The 18,570-nt window shown below is 37.0% G+C and carries 15 protein-coding genes and 1 rRNA gene; 12 read left to right on the top strand and 4 right to left on the bottom strand.

Features of this window, described 5'->3' with window-relative positions; translation table 11 throughout:
- Window positions 1–5: 5 nt before the first annotated feature.
- The 9 genes from rrf to H4J56_RS06785 all read left to right on the top strand — a co-directional run bounded on the left by rrf (window position 6) and on the right by H4J56_RS06785 (window position 11,019).
- Window positions 6–120 (top strand): 5S ribosomal RNA (gene rrf / locus H4J56_RS06825).
- A gap of 769 nt (window positions 121–889) precedes the next feature.
- Window positions 890–2,242 carry a sigma-54 dependent transcriptional regulator gene (locus H4J56_RS06820; protein WP_182259067.1) on the top strand — a complete coding sequence of 451 codons (1,353 nt, stop codon included), beginning with the start codon at window positions 890–892 and terminating at the stop codon, window positions 2,240–2,242.
- A 56-nt stretch (window positions 2,243–2,298) separates the two neighbouring features.
- Complete coding sequence (locus tag H4J56_RS06815; protein WP_182259066.1) at window positions 2,299–3,591, top strand: PAS domain-containing sensor histidine kinase; 1,293 nt, start codon at window positions 2,299–2,301, stop codon at window positions 3,589–3,591.
- A gap of 297 nt (window positions 3,592–3,888) precedes the next feature.
- A complete protein-coding gene (locus H4J56_RS06810; RefSeq protein WP_182259065.1) occupies window positions 3,889–5,142 on the top strand; it encodes an HlyD family secretion protein in 1,254 nt (417 codons plus the stop codon).
- A gap of 69 nt (window positions 5,143–5,211) precedes the next feature.
- Window positions 5,212–5,916: an ABC transporter ATP-binding protein gene (locus tag H4J56_RS06805; RefSeq protein WP_182214797.1), complete on the top strand. Its 705-nt coding sequence runs from the start codon at window positions 5,212–5,214 to the stop codon at window positions 5,914–5,916.
- The gene (locus H4J56_RS06800) at window positions 5,913–8,366 is read left to right on the top strand and encodes an ABC transporter permease (protein WP_182222505.1); all 2,454 of its coding nucleotides are present in this window, start codon (window positions 5,913–5,915) and stop codon (window positions 8,364–8,366) included. The genes H4J56_RS06805 and H4J56_RS06800 overlap by 4 nt, the downstream gene beginning before the upstream one ends.
- A gap of 272 nt (window positions 8,367–8,638) precedes the next feature.
- Window positions 8,639–9,340, top strand: a complete 702-nt coding sequence (locus H4J56_RS06795) for an ABC transporter ATP-binding protein (protein ID WP_182259064.1) — start codon at window positions 8,639–8,641, stop codon at window positions 9,338–9,340.
- A gap of 256 nt (window positions 9,341–9,596) precedes the next feature.
- Window positions 9,597–10,556 (top strand): elongation factor P--(R)-beta-lysine ligase, encoded by a 960-nt coding sequence (gene epmA / locus H4J56_RS06790; RefSeq protein WP_182259063.1) that lies wholly within the window; start codon window positions 9,597–9,599, stop codon window positions 10,554–10,556.
- A gap of 79 nt (window positions 10,557–10,635) precedes the next feature.
- Window positions 10,636–11,019, top strand: a complete 384-nt coding sequence (locus tag H4J56_RS06785) for a MerC domain-containing protein (RefSeq protein WP_182214790.1) — start codon at window positions 10,636–10,638, stop codon at window positions 11,017–11,019.
- Window positions 11,020–11,041: 22 nt separating this feature from the next.
- Here the strand turns inward: H4J56_RS06785 and glnG are convergent, their stop codons facing one another.
- The 4 genes from glnG to glnA all read right to left on the bottom strand — a co-directional run bounded on the left by glnG (window position 11,042) and on the right by glnA (window position 15,649).
- Complete coding sequence (gene glnG, locus H4J56_RS06780) at window positions 11,042–12,448, bottom strand: nitrogen regulation protein NR(I) (RefSeq protein WP_182214788.1); 1,407 nt, start codon at window positions 12,446–12,448, stop codon at window positions 11,042–11,044.
- Entirely contained in the window at window positions 12,438–13,532 is a 1,095-nt protein-coding gene (gene glnL / locus H4J56_RS06775) for a nitrogen regulation protein NR(II) (protein WP_182214787.1), read from the bottom strand. Before glnL ends, glnG begins: the two co-directional genes overlap by 11 nt.
- A gap of 76 nt (window positions 13,533–13,608) precedes the next feature.
- Window positions 13,609–14,130 carry a DUF4124 domain-containing protein gene (locus H4J56_RS06770; protein ID WP_182214785.1) on the bottom strand — a complete coding sequence of 174 codons (522 nt, stop codon included), beginning with the start codon at window positions 14,128–14,130 and terminating at the stop codon, window positions 13,609–13,611.
- Between the two features lie 112 nt (window positions 14,131–14,242).
- Entirely contained in the window at window positions 14,243–15,649 is a 1,407-nt protein-coding gene (gene glnA, locus H4J56_RS06765; protein ID WP_070375027.1) for a glutamate--ammonia ligase, read from the bottom strand.
- Between the two features lie 342 nt (window positions 15,650–15,991).
- Here glnA and typA point away from each other — a divergent pair, with 342 nt between their 5' ends.
- The 3 genes from typA (at window position 15,992) to H4J56_RS06750 (ending at window position 18,533) form a co-directional block, all read left to right on the top strand.
- Window positions 15,992–17,806 carry a translational GTPase TypA gene (gene typA / locus H4J56_RS06760; protein WP_070375026.1) on the top strand — a complete coding sequence of 605 codons (1,815 nt, stop codon included), beginning with the start codon at window positions 15,992–15,994 and terminating at the stop codon, window positions 17,804–17,806.
- 312 nt (window positions 17,807–18,118) lie between these two features.
- Window positions 18,119–18,298 carry a hypothetical protein gene (locus H4J56_RS06755; protein WP_182259062.1) on the top strand — a complete coding sequence of 60 codons (180 nt, stop codon included), beginning with the start codon at window positions 18,119–18,121 and terminating at the stop codon, window positions 18,296–18,298.
- Between the two features lie 49 nt (window positions 18,299–18,347).
- Window positions 18,348–18,533 carry a hypothetical protein gene (locus H4J56_RS06750; protein WP_070375024.1) on the top strand — a complete coding sequence of 62 codons (186 nt, stop codon included), beginning with the start codon at window positions 18,348–18,350 and terminating at the stop codon, window positions 18,531–18,533.
- Window positions 18,534–18,570 lie beyond the last annotated feature (37 nt).

Genomic DNA, 18,570 nt, shown 5'->3' with positions numbered 1-18,570 from the left:
TTTTGTCTAGCGACAATAGCACTGTGGCACCACCTGATCCCATTCCGAACTCAGAAGTGAAACGCAGTAGCGCCGATGGTAGTGTGGGAGTTCCCATGTGAGAGTAGGACATTGCTAGGCTTCTAATTAAGAAAAACCCGTTACTAACGTAACGGGTTTTTTGCTTTCTGACGTTTAAAAAAGACAGCATTTATACCGTAGAGCAGTAGCGTCAACGTTAGTGTGACTCATGTTCGACATGCCCATGTGAGAGTAGGACATTGCTAAGCTCCTATTTAGAAAAACCCGTTACTAACGTAACGGGTTTTTTGCTTTCTGACGTTTAAAAAGACAGCATTTATACCGTAGAGCAGTATCGTCAACAGTAGTGTGACTTATCTTCGACATGCCCATGTCAGAGTCTGACATTCACCACTTCTCATTAGAGGGGGCAATCTTTAGCATTCTTGCCGCTTAATTGCATTTACCTAAGCCAACCAATTACATTTAACTATGCCACAATATTTCGGCTTTATTAAAGCTGTTACCTTTTGATAAATTAAACTCTGCTAATACAGACTTCTGCTATAGAACGGTGCTACTTTTCATATCAATTATTAACAATATTATGCTCACGATTTCTAGAGGAAGCGGACATAAGTATTATATTTATACATCAATTTCGCTGCTCAATTTGGGGGGATAACCATAACTATTAGCACTTTATAAATTTTATTAGTAGGTGACTTCGACTAATTTATTTAAGTTGTATTATTTGCTAAGTATAAATTTTTCTCTTATAAGCCAAGTAAAATATGATTAACTTAAAGTAACAATATTTGTCTTGTTCAATAATGATTGGCAACTTATTATATTAATTCATATTGTCAGTGAGTTATTATAAATAGTGATGTCTAAGCCTCAAATACTGGTTGTCGATGACAGCCCTGAAATTCGTTTAAGTGCAGCCTTTATTCTAGAAGACCAAGGTTTTTCGATACTTGAAGCAGAAAATCACCACTATGCCCAAGCAATATTAGCTGACAACAGTGTCGATCTAATTTTACTGGACATGAATTTTTCACTTGATACTACCTCTGGTGAGGAAGGTTTACGTTTCTTAACTTGGTTAAGTAAATCGGATTTTGTTATCCCTGTAATAGCCATGACTGGTTGGTCTAATGTTGACCTTGCTGTAAGTGCTATGCGACTTGGAGCTTGTGACTTTGTTGAAAAGCCATGGAATAATCAACGATTAATCCAAATTATTCGCCAACAGCTAAAAATGTCTGGTCTGCAAGTTCAGAATCAAAAGCTTAAACAGCAGTTAGAGTCTGTTACGGAACAAGATTTTACGTGGCGGTCTGAATCAATGGAGAAATTGTTACACCAAATAGATTCTGTTGCTGCAACTGATGCCAGTATTTTACTAACGGGTGACAACGGTACCGGTAAAAGTCATTTAGCTAAACGTATTCATGAACAATCTAATCGTGCTTTAGATGCATTTATTTCGGTAAATATGGGCGCTATTTCAGAATCTTTATTTGAAAGCGAAATTTTCGGACACAAAAAAGGCGCATTTACAGATGCTAAAGAAAATCGTATTGGTCGTTTCGAACTTGCCAAACACGGTACTCTTTTTTTAGATGAGATTGCTAATATTCCCCACTCGCAACAAGCTAAATTACTTAGAGTATTGGAATCTGGGGAATATGAAGTATTAGGTTCTAGCCAAACACAGATTGCTGATAGTAGAGTTATTTGCGCTACAAATGGTGATATCTCCAAATTAATAAGAGATGGAGATTTTCGTGAAGATCTCTATTTTCGTCTTAATACTATTGAGTTGAGAGTGCCGTCGTTGCAAGAAAGGTTTCAAGATATAGCTCCTCTTGCAAAGCACTTTATGACTCAACATGGTAAAAAGTATAAACGTGAAGAATTAAACCTTTCACTTGCAGCAATAAAAGCGTTGGAAGCTTATCATTGGCCTGGTAATGTCCGAGAAATGAGTCATTTAATGGAGCGTGCGGTTTTGTTAGCTCAGGGGGATAACTTGGAACCAGAAGATCTACATCTTTCTATGATTAAGCAGAACAACAGGTTGCCTATGATGACACTAGAGCAGGCTGAAAAAACTCTAATCGAACAAGCACTCGAGAAAAATCATAATAATGTGCCTAAAGCATCGATAATGCTTGGGTTAACTAAATCATCTATGTACCGCCGACTAGAAAAACACGGTATAAACATTCAGTAGTAGCATTAAAGTTAAAATCGAAATGTTATACCGTCTTAAAATACGAGTCAGATCTTATGAAATTATTTATCTTTAAATCCTTAGAGCAGCTTTTACAAGTTTGTTTTATTGCCACGAGTTTTATTATAGTAAGCTTGTGGATGGTTATTGGAATAATTCAGGACTGGACAGCGTTAAATATTGTTTTAACCAGTACTGGAGTTGCTGCAATTTTTTTCTTATTATTCTCTTATATATATAGTAGAACCATTATTGCTTTTAAACGTGCAAGTATGCATCTTGACGCTGTTCGTAATAATGATTATTGTCAGTATTCGAAACCTGCTTTCACTAAAGGTAAGGTCATAGAGTTTCATCAAGATCTCAAAAATTTGAGTTCTCATTTACAATTACTCAAGTCACGCTACGATCAACATATTTTCCTTGTTTATCGACTTATCGAACAACTTGACAGCCCTATTATGGTCTTTGATGAACGACCTCAACTTACTTATGCCAATACAGCCTTTAATGAATTATTCCCCCAACCGTGGCAGATTTTTAGAAATTCCTCTCCAGGGTTATTAGGTCTTGAATATGTAGATAATAATTGGCGTTTCAAAGAAAAACCACGTGACAATAAATGGCAAATACGCCACAGCGAGTTTATTGATCAAGGTAAAACTCATCATTTAATGGTTTTTGTTAATATTGAATCCGCATTGAGGCAAAGCCAGCTTAGTGCTTGGCAACAGCTTATTCGAGTACTCGGACATGAAATTCGTAATTCATTAACGCCAGTATCTGCATTAGCACAAGGATTAAGTTTAAAAGCAGAGGGTGAAAGAGAAAAAAAAGCCCTAGATGTTATCACCGAACGATGCCAGCACTTGGAAGAATTTGTCAGTAGATATGCTTCTATCACCAAACCATTTCATTTAAATTGCCAAATGATTTCGGTCACTAATATCGCTCAACGTATTCAGAGACTACTTAAAGATATTGATTTTGAAATTGAAATAAAAACAGAAAATTTTTGGGCTGATCCTGCTTTTATTGAACAGGTTTTGTTAAATGTGATTAAAAATGCCGACGAGGCTTCTGAACCTGGAGAGAAAATAAAACTGGTCTTTAGGGAAAAAGGAAACACATCATTAATTGAAGTCGTTGATAACGGTCACGGATTTGCTAATTTAGATAACCTTTTTGTTCCATTGTATTCAACTAAGCAAAATGGTCAGGGTATAGGATTGAGTTTTTGCCGAAATATTATAGAACATCACAAGGGCACCATTGAACTTATAAACAACACTAATGCGTCCGGTGTTACTGTTTCAATATCCCTCCCATTGCCTTCAATTGCATCTTAAAATTTAATTACATCTACTAACTCTACTACAAATATTTATCAGTTATTTTAATCACTGAATCTTTACGTCACTTCTTATTAATTTTTCAATTGTTTTATATTTTACTGATAGAGTAATTTTTTACCTTTCACTATAACTGGTTCATATTCGGTTCGTTTAGTTCGATAGCGGTCTACTTTATAATAAAATAATGTAAAAACAAATATATCCCATTGATATTGTTACTTAATATTTGTTGGTACAAATTTCGCTATAAGTATTAATTATTAGAAAATATTTATTCAAGGTGTCTCCTAAATGGATGTGAAAAAAGTAAAAACCAAGCAAAGCAAACTCAAATCAATGCCAGTGTACAGTGCTGTTGCGATTTTTTTGCTCGCTGCCCTGACTTGGTATGTGAGTACTCAAACTGGTGGTACTTCGGTTAAGCGTGACGACATGCTTTTTGGCACAGTAAAACATGGTGATTTACAGGTGGAAATCGAAGGATATGGTGCACTACGCAGTGATAAACAGGTACTCATTACTTCACTAACAAGTGCCACAGTTCAGGAAATTGTTCTTAAACCTGGCGCTCTAGTAACAGCGGATAGTATTATTATTCAACTGGCTAATCCTGAATTACAACAACAGGTAGATAGTGCAATTAGAGAGCTATCTCAACAAAAAGCAAACTTACGACAACTAAAGTTAAATCAAAAACGTGAGATTCTTAACGAAAGTGGCAATTTTGCAGAATTGGAGGCGCGTTACGAAACAGCGAAAGTTAAACTAGAAGCACAGTCTGGTTTGGTTAAATCGGGCATAGTTTCAGTACTTGATTATAAAGAAAGCTTTGTTCAAGAAGCGCAGCTTAATAAGCGTATCAAAATCCATAAACAACGTACTACGGCTCTAAAGTTAGTTAATCAAGAAGCTATAAATATACAGAACGAACAAATAATGCAACAACAAGGGCAGTTAGATATCGCGCAAAACCGACTCGAACGCCTTACCGTTAAAGCGGGTTTTGATGGTGTATTACAACGCCTATCAGTTGAGTTGGGTCAAAGCCTTGCAGCGGGACAAGAAATTGCTCTTATAGGAAGCGTCGAAAATCTTATTGCTTTAGTTAGAGTGCCTCAAAGTAAAGCGCAACAAATATTTATTGGTCAAAAGGCTATTGTTGATACACGTCGAGACAAAATTGTAGGCACCGTTTCACGCATTGATCCCGTCGTAGTAGACAATACCGTTGAAGTTGAAATAGCGTTACCTGATCAACTGCCAGCGAGTGCTCGCCCGCAACTAAGTGTTGATGCCGTTATCATTACAGAGACCTTAGCTAACATCACCTATATGGAACGACCGGTCAACGGTCTAGCTAATTCAAATTCAAGTTTATTCCTACTTGATGATTCAAATAACGCAGCAATAAGAACCAAAGTAGAATTCGGTAAAGAAGCCGGTCGTTACATCCAAATAATTAAAGGAGGCAAAGTTAATGACATTTTTATTGTGTCTGATTTGTCGCTTGTGAAAAATTCAGAGCTGACTATAGACAGCTTTTAAATGCTATTTAGTCAATAACGTTAATTACAAATAATTTAAAAAATTCCCACACATTTAAGGAAAATGAATATGTCTGAAATAAAAATTGAAATGAAGAGTATTAGTAAAGTATTTGAAACTGATGATGTTGAAACCCATGCATTAAAAGACGTTGATATTGTTATTCGTGCAGGAGAATATGTTTCTATTGCAGGCCCGTCAGGGTGTGGTAAGTCTACGCTACTTTCTCTATTGGGTTTATTAGATATGTCTAGTTCAGGTTCTTATACAATAGAAGGGCTCGACGTCAGCTCACTCACTCTTGATGAAGCTGCTGCTATTCGTAATGAAAAAATAGGTTTTGTTTTTCAATCATTTAATCTCATTGATGAACTCTCTGTGTTTGATAACGTGGCGTTACCCTTACAATATAAAAAAGAACTTCCAACAGACGAATTTATTAAAGCAAGAGTTGAAGCCTGTTTAAAAATGGTAGAAATGAGCCATAGAGCTGACCATAAACCTAACCAGTTGTCGGGTGGACAGCAACAGCGTATTGCTATTGCTCGTGCATTGGTTGCCGATCCTGCAATATTACTCGTTGATGAGCCAACAGGTAACCTTGATTCACAAAGTGGTGACACTGTCATGGCAGTATTAGCTGAACTCAATAAAAACGGCACGACTATTTGTATGGTTACACATGATGCGCGTTACGCTGACATGGCTAATATTCAACTTAGATTGCTTGATGGGCAAATTGTCAAAGATGAAGCATTAAAGGTGGCAGTATGAGGAAATTAATTCTTCGACATAAACAAGCTTGGGCCAGTCTGAAAAAGAAACCTGGCTTTGTATTAACCGTATTAATGACCATGGGTATTACTTTAGGCGCTTTGCTATGTGCTGTAACATTAAACTATTTGTTATTAGTTGAGCCATTACCTTACCCAGAGCAAGACAGACTTTTTGTCGCTCAACATAAACTTATTGGCGCTGAAAAAGAAACCAAAGGTGTTGCTTATACCTATCCTGGATTAGTGCACTTATACAAGAGTAAAGAAGCATTTGAACAAGCTGCCATCATGATTTATGGGCAAGATGTGATTATTTCTCACAGCAGTCAACCGCTTGTTAATACTGCATATGTAACACCTGAATTGCACCAGATCTTAGCATCTCCAATGGCAATGGGTCGAATGTTTGAAGCAAGTGAAGCAATGGATACTAATAATCCTGTTGCAATGCTTAGCTATAATACTTGGAAGAAAGAGTATAAAAGTAGTGCTGATATTCTTAATCAAAAAATTAACCTTAGTGGTATCAGTTACCGAATTGTTGGCGTTTTATCTGAAAATTTTGTTGAACCTGAACTGAACGGAATTGGACGAGAAACACAAGTTTGGATGCCATGGGACTATAATCAGACAGGTAATGGTCAGAGACAAAGCTTTGGCAATATAAACGGTGGTCTTAAGTTTATTGGTCAATTAAAAAATGATGTGAGTAAAAGCCAAGCAGAACAACTGTTAACTCCCTTAGTAAGTGATCGTTGGCAAGAAGGTGTTGCTGAGATAGGTTTTTTCAAGGGTTGGTCAATTGTTATGATTGTAACCCCAGTTAAAGAAATTATTCTCGGTGACAGTGAATCTATTGCGATAAAGCTGTTAGCGGGTGTGATTGGTTTAGTTTTGATCGCTTGTCTTAACATCACAAATCTGTTTATGGCACGTACGGCCGAAAAGCAACGACAAATGGCTATTCAAGCGGCGATTGGGGCGACTAAAAAACATTTATTTAAAGGCATGCTTGCTGAAACAAGTTTGTTGATGTTTATGTCTATAATCATTGCCTTGGTGCTTGCTAAAGTCGGATTTAGTGTAATGCAACAATATTTGGGTGCTATATTACCTAGGGTTAGCGAGTTATCTATTAACCCGGTAACCTTTGGTAGTGCAGTGTTAATTACCGTTGTATTTGCATTGTTTTTCGCAAAATTAAGTACCAGTATGATCAATTACCGCGCACTAAATACCACGTTGCAAAGCAGTGGTAAGGGCAGTGGTTTACAGGTATCTAAAAAAATTCGTCAGGTGTTAATTGCCAGTCAGGTAGCATTAGCAACAGTGTTAGTATTTGCTAATATTAGCTTACTTAAAGATGCGGTTAAAACCATTAATGCACCCATTGGTTTTACAACAAATAACATTTCTACTTTAATTTTAAACTTTTCATCGACAGAATTTCCAACTGAGGAAGAAGCGATTCCAATCATGGCTGAAATAATGGATAAACTTGAAGCTCTTCCTCAAGTAGAATCGATTAGTCAGACACGATCACCACTTGATGGCTTTAATGTTAGAGCACTAACCAATGTTAGTAATAATGAAAGGTATACTCCTTATTTCAATGGGATTGATCATACTTATTTTAATATGATTGAGCAGCAGATATTACAGGGTGACAACTTTACTGAAATAGACCGTAAAGATGGCAATAATATTATGATTGTTAACCAAGCCTTTGCTAAGCAGTTGAAAGCTGATAGTGATGTCATTGGTTTGCAAATATCGACAGGTCGCCCTGAGCCATTTAAAATCGTGGGTATTGTAAAAGACATTTCTATTCCTAACGATACACCTATAGGAAGCGACAATGCTGATATAGGAGTTCCAAGAGCTTATATACCCAATAACCTGGGCAACCAAAGCTTTATGCTTAAAGTTAAACCTGGTCAGACTGTTAGTCGTGAACAGCTCGGTAAATTATTGTCCTCGGTTGATTCTAGATATTCTGTTTTTAGTTATAAATCTGCTGATGACATTCTAACTCAAAGATTGTTTGCTGAAATTACTACAGCCGTTACTACTGCAGTTTTAGCGAGTTTGGTATTTTTACTGGCAGGCATAGGTTTATATGGAATTTTGAGCTACGGCACTCAACTTAGACGCTTTGAACTTGGCGCCCGCATGGCCATAGGTGCAACACGTAAACACTTGCTTTCAATGATAATTAACGATAATACGAAAGCTGTATTGATTGGTTTTGTCGGTAGTGTCGTATTGTTTGCTATCGCTTACATTGGAATGAGTGAATACATTCAACCATTTATTACTTGGCAAGCATTACCTATGGTAGTGGCTAGTTTAGTCTTGATTATAATGGTTACTTTATTCGCCTGTTACTGGCCTTTAAGGCAATACATTAACAAGCCAGCGATATTTAGTTTGCGTGGTAGTGATTAAGTTCATGACTTTGAATAATGTCATGTTTAAAATAAAATTTTAGCGTAACTCTATGAATTAATAATACACGTGGACGTGACGCGATTTTATAAAATAAAGGTGGGCATGGCCCACCTTTTTTATTGTTAGTCATTTAGCTAAACTTAATTAGTTTACCTTAAATTATAGAATAAGCTGGTAAATACAAAAGCACATTTTTAGCTTAAACTATGATTTATAGACACCTATGACTATCTCTTTATTTCGAAATTACAGGGAGACTAAGCGTTTCAATGACAATACCCATAATTAAAGTGCAAAAATTAGACAAGGTGTTTAGCAACGATGACATGCTAACCCATGCACTGCAAGGCATAGACCTTGAAATCCAACAAGGTGAGTATATTTCAATTTCTGGCCCTTCAGGTTGTGGGAAATCGACTTTACTATCTATTATGGGGCTGCTAGATTTTGCTACTACAGGTAAGCTTTTTTTCGAAGGTGTTGATGTCAGCAACCTCACTTTAGAACAAACTGCTGCAATCAGGAATAAGAAAATTGGCTTTATCTTCCAGCAATTTAACCTGATAGATGAATTAAGCGTATACGACAATATAGCCCTACCATTACGTTATGCAAAGCAACCTATTAGTGAAGAAGATATAAATAAAAAAGTTGATTACTGCTTGGATGTAGTTGGTATAGCCCCACTGGCCAGGCGTAGGCCCACCCAACTTTCTGGCGGCCAACAGCAGTGTGTTGCTATTGCTCGCGCCCTAGTCGCTGACCCTGCTATTTTATTAGTGGACGAGCCGACGGGGAATCTGGATTCTAAAAGTAGTGACCACGTTATGGCAATACTAGAGGCTTTAAATAATAAAGGGACTACACTTTGTGTTGTTACTCATGACATAGATTATGCTGAAATGGCAAAACGTAAGATCTATCTGCTTGACGGTCAGGTATTAGGCCAAACTCGCTTAAACCACCAGTGAATATTTTAAGTACAATCAAAATATACGACCATTTTATAGGCTATTTGTGAGTTTTTTAAGTATTGAGACTCACCAAGTAACTTACTCATTGAACGTACATCGCTAACAATTATACGATAGCGTTAAAAAGTTATTCCCCTCTTTTTCAATATAGCGCTTTAGATATTTCTTATAGTTATCTGTCTACTTCTCAGATGATTAGCTTTTCGTATATACTCTATAGAATTATATTTTTTATTCTAAGTAGTGTACGTAAATGAAGTGGGAAGTAGCTAAGTCTAGAGGAAATGTTATTAATGAGATCAGAGATTTTTTTAAAAATAAAAATGTTATCGAAGTTGAAACACCATCACTCTCTATGGGGACAGTAACAGATCCTTACCTTGATGCCTTTAGCACCCAATACAACTATTTAGATAACAGCGATATAAATCAATCTCAACAACTATATTTACAAACTTCACCTGAGTTTCATATGAAACGACTACTTGCTTCAGGTTATGGCTGTATTTTCCAAATCTGTAAAGCATTTCGTCATGAAGATTCAGGCCGTTATCACAATCCTGAGTTCACCCTATTAGAATGGTACCGTATAGGTTTTGATCAACACGATTTAATGGCTGAAGTTGATGAACTATTATCTACAGTCGTAAAGTCGCCAAAATCTGAAAAAATATCCTATCAAAATTTATTCATTAAATTCGTCAGTATAGATCCCTTAACAGCAACTTTTAATCAATTATATGAGGTTATCGAGTTACAGGGTAAAGCCGCAGATTGGTTGTATGAATCAGATGATTGTGACTTATTACTACAGTTTATCTTTTCAGAAATTATAGAAAAGAATATTGGCTTATCTCGACCATGCTTTGTCTATAATTTTCCAATTGCGCAAGCTTCTTTAGCTAAAGAATGTGTTGAAGATAACCGTGTCGCCCAAAGATTTGAATGCTATTTTAAGGGCGTTGAGTTAGCAAATGGCTTTAATGAATTAACAGATGCTAATATTCAAATAACAAGATTTGAACAAGATAACAGTAAACGTCAACAACTAGGGCTTGTTACTAAAAATATAGATGAGAACTTTATTAAAGCTCTACAATCAGGGCTACCACAATGTGCAGGAGTAGCTTTAGGTATCGACCGCTTAATGATGATCGCGCTAGAAAAAAGTGCTATTGAGGATGTAATTTCTTTTCCGATAGAGCGCGCTTAAAAGTTTTGTGATACTATATCAATTGTGATATTATCCACTTTTAACAGTAATTATTATCTAATTGTAAGGGGAGTATAAAGTGCTTGATCGTATTGGAATAACCGCAACATCACTTTGTGCGCTTCATTGTATCTTATTACCGGTATTGTTACCGGCACTGCCTTTACTAGGATTAAGCTTTTTAGCTGACCATGCATGGGAACATGTATTTTTATTAATGACTGCTGCACTAGGTACTTTAGCCTTGTTTTCCGGTTTTAAAAAATACCATAGAAAATATTACCCTTTCTACTTACTTTTTTTAGGCGTTGGTATTTACTGGATAAAGCATGATTTTTCAGAAGATATTCAGCCATTCTTTATTGTGATTGGTGCAAGTTTGATTGTAGCTGCCCACATCATTAACTTGAAATTATGTAACAGTTGTAAACAGTGTATCAGTGATACATGTGAAAGTAGCTAAACAGCTACCTTCACATATGTCTTTACATATTAAGCTCTTTTAACTTTCTTGTTAGGGTATTTCTTCCCCAACCTAATTTTTTAGCAGCCTCTTGCTTTCTGCCTTGTGTATAATGAAGCGCACGTTCTAATAGTATTTTCTCAAATTCAGGCAAAGCGGTATCAATAATATTGTTATTCCCTTTGGCTAATTGCTCATCAACCCACTCTTGCAACGCAACTGGCCATGATGAAGCTTCTGCAGTAGGGTTTGTTAATGATGTGTTCTCAGCAAGTTCGCTCGGTAAATCATCTAATATAATTTCTTTACCACTTGCCATTACCGTTAAGTAACGACAAATATTTTCAAGCTGACGAACATTTCCTGGCCACGCACATTGCTGTAAATAACTAAGAGTGGCTTTATGTAGGGTTTTTTGTTCAACCTCTAATTCTTTTGCAGCTAAATGTAAAAAATGATTAATAAGCTGTTCAATATCTTCCTTGCGTTCACGTAAACTGGGTAACTGTATTCTAATGACATTTAAACGGTGAAATAGATCTTCACGAAAATCACCATTACTGACTTGAACTTCTAGGTTCTGATGTGTAGCCGCAATGATCCTTACGTCAACTTTAATCGGTGAATGACCACCAACGCGATAAAATTGTCCATCGGCGAGCACACGTAATAAACGTGTTTGAATATCTAAAGGCATATCGCCAATTTCATCAAGAAACAAGGTTCCTTTATGCGCTTGTTCAAAGCGACCCTGTCTTACGGCATTCGCGCCAGTAAACGCACCTTTCTCATGGCCAAATAACTCTGATTCAATTAAATCTTTTGGTATTGCAGCCATATTTAAGGGAATAAAGGGAGCATTCGATCGTGGACTATGCGTATGAAGCGCATGTGCAACGAGCTCTTTACCTGTACCAGACTCGCCATTAATGAGTACACTGATACTCGAACGTGATAGTCGTCCAATTGCCCTGAAAACTTCTTGCATAGCTGGAGCCGCACCAATTATCCCAACAGGATCAGGTGCCACTATAGAATGCTTACGTTTAGCACTTTGTTCTCGAGCATGTGTTAGCGCCCGTTTTGTTAGAGAGATAGCTTCGTCAGTATCAAAAGGTTTAGGTAAGTATTCAAATGCCCCTCCTTGATAGGCATTTACAGCACTATCGAGATCAGAATGTGCAGTCATTATGATCACCGGTAGGTTAGGGAAATTCTCACTAACACGGCTAAGTAAAGTCATACCATCAATATTTGGCATCTTTATATCAGAAATTATTATTTCTGGTTGTTGATGCTCTAGGGCGATGAGTAAGTCTTCAGGTTTCTCAAAAGAGGCTACAGATATATTTGCTCCTGATAAGGCTTTTTCTAACACCCAGCGAATAGAACTGTCATCATCTACAATCCAAACTTGCTCAACATTCATTATTATTCTCTTCTTGTAAAGGCAGTAAAATTAAAAACTCAGTATGACCCGGTCGGCTATAGCAAGATAATTTACCCTTGTGCTGTTGCACTAAGGTTTGTGAAATAGACAAGCCTAAACCTGTACCGTTATCGCGTGCAGATACCATAGGGTAAAATAGAGTGTCTTGAATCTTTTTTGGAATACCAGGGCCATTATCAATAACACTGATTTGAACACAGAGCTTTACCCGTCTTCCATTAATGGTTTTATTACTAGCGGCTCTTGTTTTTAGGGTTATGTTACAACCCTCATCAATAATTTGAACGGCGTTGTTAACAATATTCAAAACAGCTTGTTGAAGCTTATCTTGATCAAAACTTATTTCAGGAATAGAGGGGTCATAGTCTCTAATAAATTTAATATTTTTAGGGTTGTTAAAATTAATCAGCTTAAAAACTTTTTCTAAGACAATATGAATATTTTGTTCTGCCATCTGAGGTAATTGATTAGGGCCTAAAAGCTTATCAACCAAATTAGTTAAACGGTCGGCTTGTTCAATAATCATTTCAGTATATTCTTGTTGCTCTTGCGTCAATTCTTTACTTAATAATTGTGCAGCGCCACGAAGACCGCCCAATGGATTCTTAATTTCATGAGCAAGCCCGCGTATCAAATCTCGAGACGACTCCCATTGCTGGTGTTGAAATGCTTCGATACTCATTTGTTTTTGCTGATCAATCTGTTTGAATTCTAAGATAATATGTGGCTGTTTGCTGAATTCAACAGACGAGGCTGTTATTTCCACGGTAATACGGCTGTGATCAAAAAATTCAATGGTGACATCACTGTCACTAAATTCTTGGCCTGAAGTCAGCAGCTGCTCTAAACGTTCCTTTTTAATCGGAGAATTGTAGAAGACTGTTGTTATTGGTAAGTTGCACAGCTTGTTAAAACTCTTAACTAATAGCGCTTCTGCTGCAGGGTTAACATATTTAATCGTTAATTTATTATCTAGCACTACAAGTGCTGTAACCATCTGATTTGGCAGCTTTTGTTGGTAGCTAAATTTTAATTGTTGATCTCTACTGCTGTTGCTAGACATAAAAACCTTTTGCACTGATGTAGTGCGACAAAATAGTAATGTAGTTACATTTGGTGCAAGTTGCAGCAAATGCTACTTAATTTGCGTTATTAACCGATGCTCTATGCATATAAAAGGTTATAGGTTTTGACGATGCAATTATCTTGCCTTTTTCATTAAGTAATTGCATTTTTATGATATGTTCGCCGCGATCTATATTTCGTAGCACAAACATCGAGTGAGATTGCGGAGGTTGATGGGGTTTACCATCTAAAAAAAGTTGAATAGCTAAGCCTTGTTTAAAGATAGGTTTGATACTACCTGCTATGTAAACAGAGCCAGTGTTGTCTCTAACCGTGGCATTTTGTTTAGGTTGGTTGATTTCAACTTGGTAATCATCTTTGATAATTTTTGGTGTTAAATCTAGCATTGAGGTATCAACAGAAGAGGCAGTATTGGGTTCTCTTATTTCAACTTCTTCCGCACCAGTTTGAGGGCTGTCAGAAAAAACTAAGATACCATCATCACTTCTCCAAACATAAATTTTGGTTGCCGTCGCAAAGGTATTACAACTAAGTAATGTGATAATTAAAGTTAATAACAATAAAGAATAACGCAAAAATTTAGCTCAACTTAAGATACTTACCTTAAACTTATATAATTAATCGTCTATTTGCCACAAAAAAGCTCACCGAAGTGAGCTTTTTTTTCATTTAATCATATAGTCGAGATTATACGCTGTAATATAATTCAAACTCTAATGGATGAGTTGTCATGTTTACGCGTTGTGATTCAGCACGTTTAATAGCAATGTATGCATCAATCATATCTTTATCCATAACACCACCAGCGATTAAGAACTCATAATCAGCTTCTAAGCTTTGTAAAGCATCTTCAAGTGATGTTGCTACTTGTGGAATAGCTGCAGCTTCTTCTGCTGGTAAATCGTATAAATCTTTATCCATCGCATCACCAGGATGAATTTTGTTTTTAATACCATCAAGACCAGCCATTAATAAAGCAGTAAAAGCTAAATATGGGTTTGCTGCTGGATCAGGGAAGCGAGCTTCAATACGCATTGCTTTTGGTGATGGAACAATCGGTATACGAATTGATGCAGAGCGGTTACGTGCAGAATATGCAAGCATTACCGGCGCTTCAAAATGTGGAACTAAACGTTTGTAAGAGTTAGTAGCTGGGTTAGTAAAAGCATTCAATGCTTTAGCATGCTTAATAATACCGCCAATATAATAAAGCGCCATTTCAGATAAGCCGCCGTATTTATCACCAGCGAATAAGTTAACACCGTCTTTAGCAAGTGATTGATGAACATGCATACCAGAGCCGTTGTCGCCAACTAATGGCTTAGGCATGAAAGTCGCTGTTTTACCGTAAGCGTGAGCAACGTTATGAACAACATACTTGTATATTTGAACTTCATCAGCTTTTTTAACTAAGGTATTGAAGCGACATGCAATTTCGTTTTGACCAGCCGTTGCTACTTCATGGTGATGCGCTTCAACAACTAAGCCCATTTCTTCCATAACTAAACACATGGCTGAACGAATATCTTGTGATGAATCTACAGGAGATGTTGGGAAGTAACCGCCTTTAACGCCTGGACGGTGACCCATATTGCCTTCTTCGTATTCAGTACCTGAATTCCAAGCGGCTTCTTTATCATCAATTTTATAGAAAGAACCACTCATATCAGTACTAAAGCGTACATCATCAAATAAGAAGAATTCTGGCTCAGGACCAATTAATACAGTATCAGCGATACCTGTGCTACGTAAGTACTCTTCAGCGCGTTTAGCAACTGAACGAGGATCACGGCTGTAACCTTGCATTGTACTTGGTTCTAAAATATCACAACGAATATTTAATGTTACTGCATCTGTAAAAGGATCTAATACCGCTGAATCAGCATCAGGCATCATTACCATGTCAGATTCATTAATACCTTTCCAACCTTCAATAGAAGAACCATCGAACATTTTACCGTCTTCAAAAAAGTCTTCATTTACTTGGTGATAAGGAATTGAAACGTGTTGCTCTTTACCTTTTGAATCAGTAAAACGTAGGTCTACAAATTTAACATCGTTGTCTTTGATTAAATCTAATACGGCTTGTGACATGTAAAGTCTCCAGTGTCATTAAAATAAAATACGTTTGCATTTCGCATGATGGGCATAAAGCGAAATTCATGCCAATAGATAAAGCCTTTATATATAAGGTGTTAACTTATTTACTAAAGCCTACTTGCACCACTACTGTGCGTGAGCTGCGCTAAATTGGTGCGCCTGCTGATTGTTGGTGCTTAAGAGTATAACAGGGCATTACGATTCGTGTATGGAGAATTTAATATGAGCTGAAATATTTGTTGCTGTCTTTGTTGACTTCGTTGCTGTATAATTCGCGCCCAATTATAGCCCTATATTCTTTTGATGAAAAAGTCTTGCAAGAAGTGAGTAAAACCCGTGTTAGATAAATTACGTAATGTTGCCATCATAGCCCACGTTGATCATGGTAAAACAACTTTGGTTGATAAATTATTAGAACAATCAGGTACCCTTGATGCCCGCGGCGGTCTTGAAGAGCGTACGATGGATTCGAATGATATCGAAAAAGAACGTGGTATCACAATCTTAGCTAAAAATACGGCTATTAACTGGAACGGTTACCGTGTAAACATCGTAGATACTCCTGGCCATGCTGATTTCGGTGGTGAAGTTGAGCGTGTTATGTCAATGGTAGATTCGGTTTTACTTATTGTTGATGCACAAGAAGGCCCTATGCCACAAACGCGTTTCGTAACGAAAAAAGCGTTTGCTCAAGGTTTAAAGCCAATCCTTGTTATTAATAAAGTTGATAAGCCTGGTTCTCGTCCTGATTGGGTTATGGACCAAGTTTTTGAATTGTTTGACAACCTTGGCGCTACAGATGAACAGCTTGATTTTAAAGTTGTTTACGCTTCAGCAATCAATGGTTGGGCTTCGCTTGAAGAAGGCGTAACCGGCACAGACATGACTCCTTTATTTGATACTATTCTTAAAGAAGTGCCTGCACCAACAGCGGATCCCGATGGTCCATTCCAAATGCAAATATCTCAACTTGATTACAGCTCTTACTTAGGTGTAATTGGCGTTGGCCGTATTACTCGTGGTTCTGTTAAACCAAACCAACAAGTAACGATTAAATTAGCAACTGGCAAGATCCATAACGCTAAAGTTGGTAAAGTATTTGGTTACTTAGGTCTAGAAAGACTTGATATCGAAGAAGGTTTTGCTGGCGATATTATTGCTATTACTGGTTTAGGCGAGTTAAAAATATCAGATACGGTTTGTTGTCCTACAGAAGTTGAAGGCTTACCAGCATTATCTGTTGATGAACCTACTATCAATATGACTTTCCAAGTAAACACTTCACCATTTTGTGGTAAAGAAGGTAAGTATGTTACTTCACGTAACATCAAAGACCGTTTAGACAAAGAATTAATTCACAACGTTGCTTTACGTGTTGAGCAACTTCCTGATGCTGATAAATTTAAAGTATCAGGTCGTGGTGAGCTTCACTTAGGCATTTTAATCGAAAACATGCGTCGCGAAGGTTTTGAGTTAGCGGTATCACGTCCTGAAGTTATTATTCGTGAAATTGATGGTCAAATACAAGAACCTTATGAAAACGTGACCATTGATGTTGAAGAGCAGCATCAAGGACCTATCATGGAAAGAATGGGTGTTCGTAAAGCTGAATTAACAGATATGGCACCTGATGGAACGGGTCGTATTCGTATGGACTTCATCATGCCAAGTCGTGGTTTGATCGGTTTCCAAACTGAATTCATGACATTAACGTCAGGTTCTGGCTTAATTTATCATACATTTTTTGAATACGGACCTCATAAAGGTGGCGATATTGGCCAGCGTAAAAATGGTGTAATGATCGGTAATGCAACAGGTAAAGCATTAACGAATGCAATATTCAACTTACAATCACGTGGTCGTATGTTGATCGGACACGGTGTTGATATTTATGAAGGTCAAGTTATTGGTATTCATAGCCGTGACAACGATTTAACAGTAAACGCTCTTAAAGGTAAGCAGTTAACTAACGTTCGTTCATCAGGTACTGATGAAGCACAAACGTTAACACCGCCTATCGTTATGTCGCTTGAACAAGCGCTTGAGTTTATTGATAACGATGAGCTAGTTGAAGTTACACCACTGAGCATTCGTATTCGTAAAAAGCTTTTAAAAGAAAATGAACGTAAGCGTGATACTCGTCCTAAATAAGCCTCTTATCTAGACGATTGATAAAAACCAGCTTCGGCTGGTTTTTTTGTCAGTAAATTTGAGTAAGCCTAAACGTAATCTTGCGTAAGACATGTCTTAAAAATATATAGGAAGTAACACAATACACGGTTAATAAAGTGGATGACTGTATTTTAATCTATTGTTTTTTAATGAAAATTAATTAAGTGAGTCAGTTATGTCTAAATGTTGAGTTGACGCTAATCATTACACCTCACTGGTGAATATTAGTTTTACTGATACGATTAGTTGCATGTGAACTTTGAAAGTAACGGTGCAGGGAGCAAACTTATTATGGAGCAGAGAAAATTAACTCGTTTAAATGATCTATTCGAAAAAGCTGTTGCTGATAAAGCTAACGTTATCGAACGCAGAGAGTTAAAAGTCCTTTATCAAGAGTACATCGATGATGGCAGGGAAATAGTTTTGCCGGCACAAGTCGCTATTTACCACCAACATGCCACGGCTTCATAACGACCAAGCGGTATCTTTAAAGAATATTATTAAGAAAGGGAATTTCGAAATGTCTCCAGAGCAACTCAAAGTGTTACAACGATTAAGTCAACTTTTTGAAGAAGGCCGAGCGGGTCCGAGTCAAATAAGAGAGCTGTCAAGCTTACTTACTGCTATTAACCAAAACCAAGATCGAAGTGATGTTTTTGCTAATCCCCCCTTTTCACACGCTAGATCAAGTAATGACACGTTATAACTTATAATCTCAGCAACATAAAATCCTACCAATAAAG

The organism is Colwellia sp. BRX8-4 (assembly GCF_014077345.1).
Lineage (GTDB): Bacteria > Pseudomonadota > Gammaproteobacteria > Enterobacterales > Alteromonadaceae > Colwellia_A.
The sequence above is the reverse complement of the archived record's forward strand: the minus strand, read 5'-3'. Positions and strand labels throughout refer to the sequence as shown.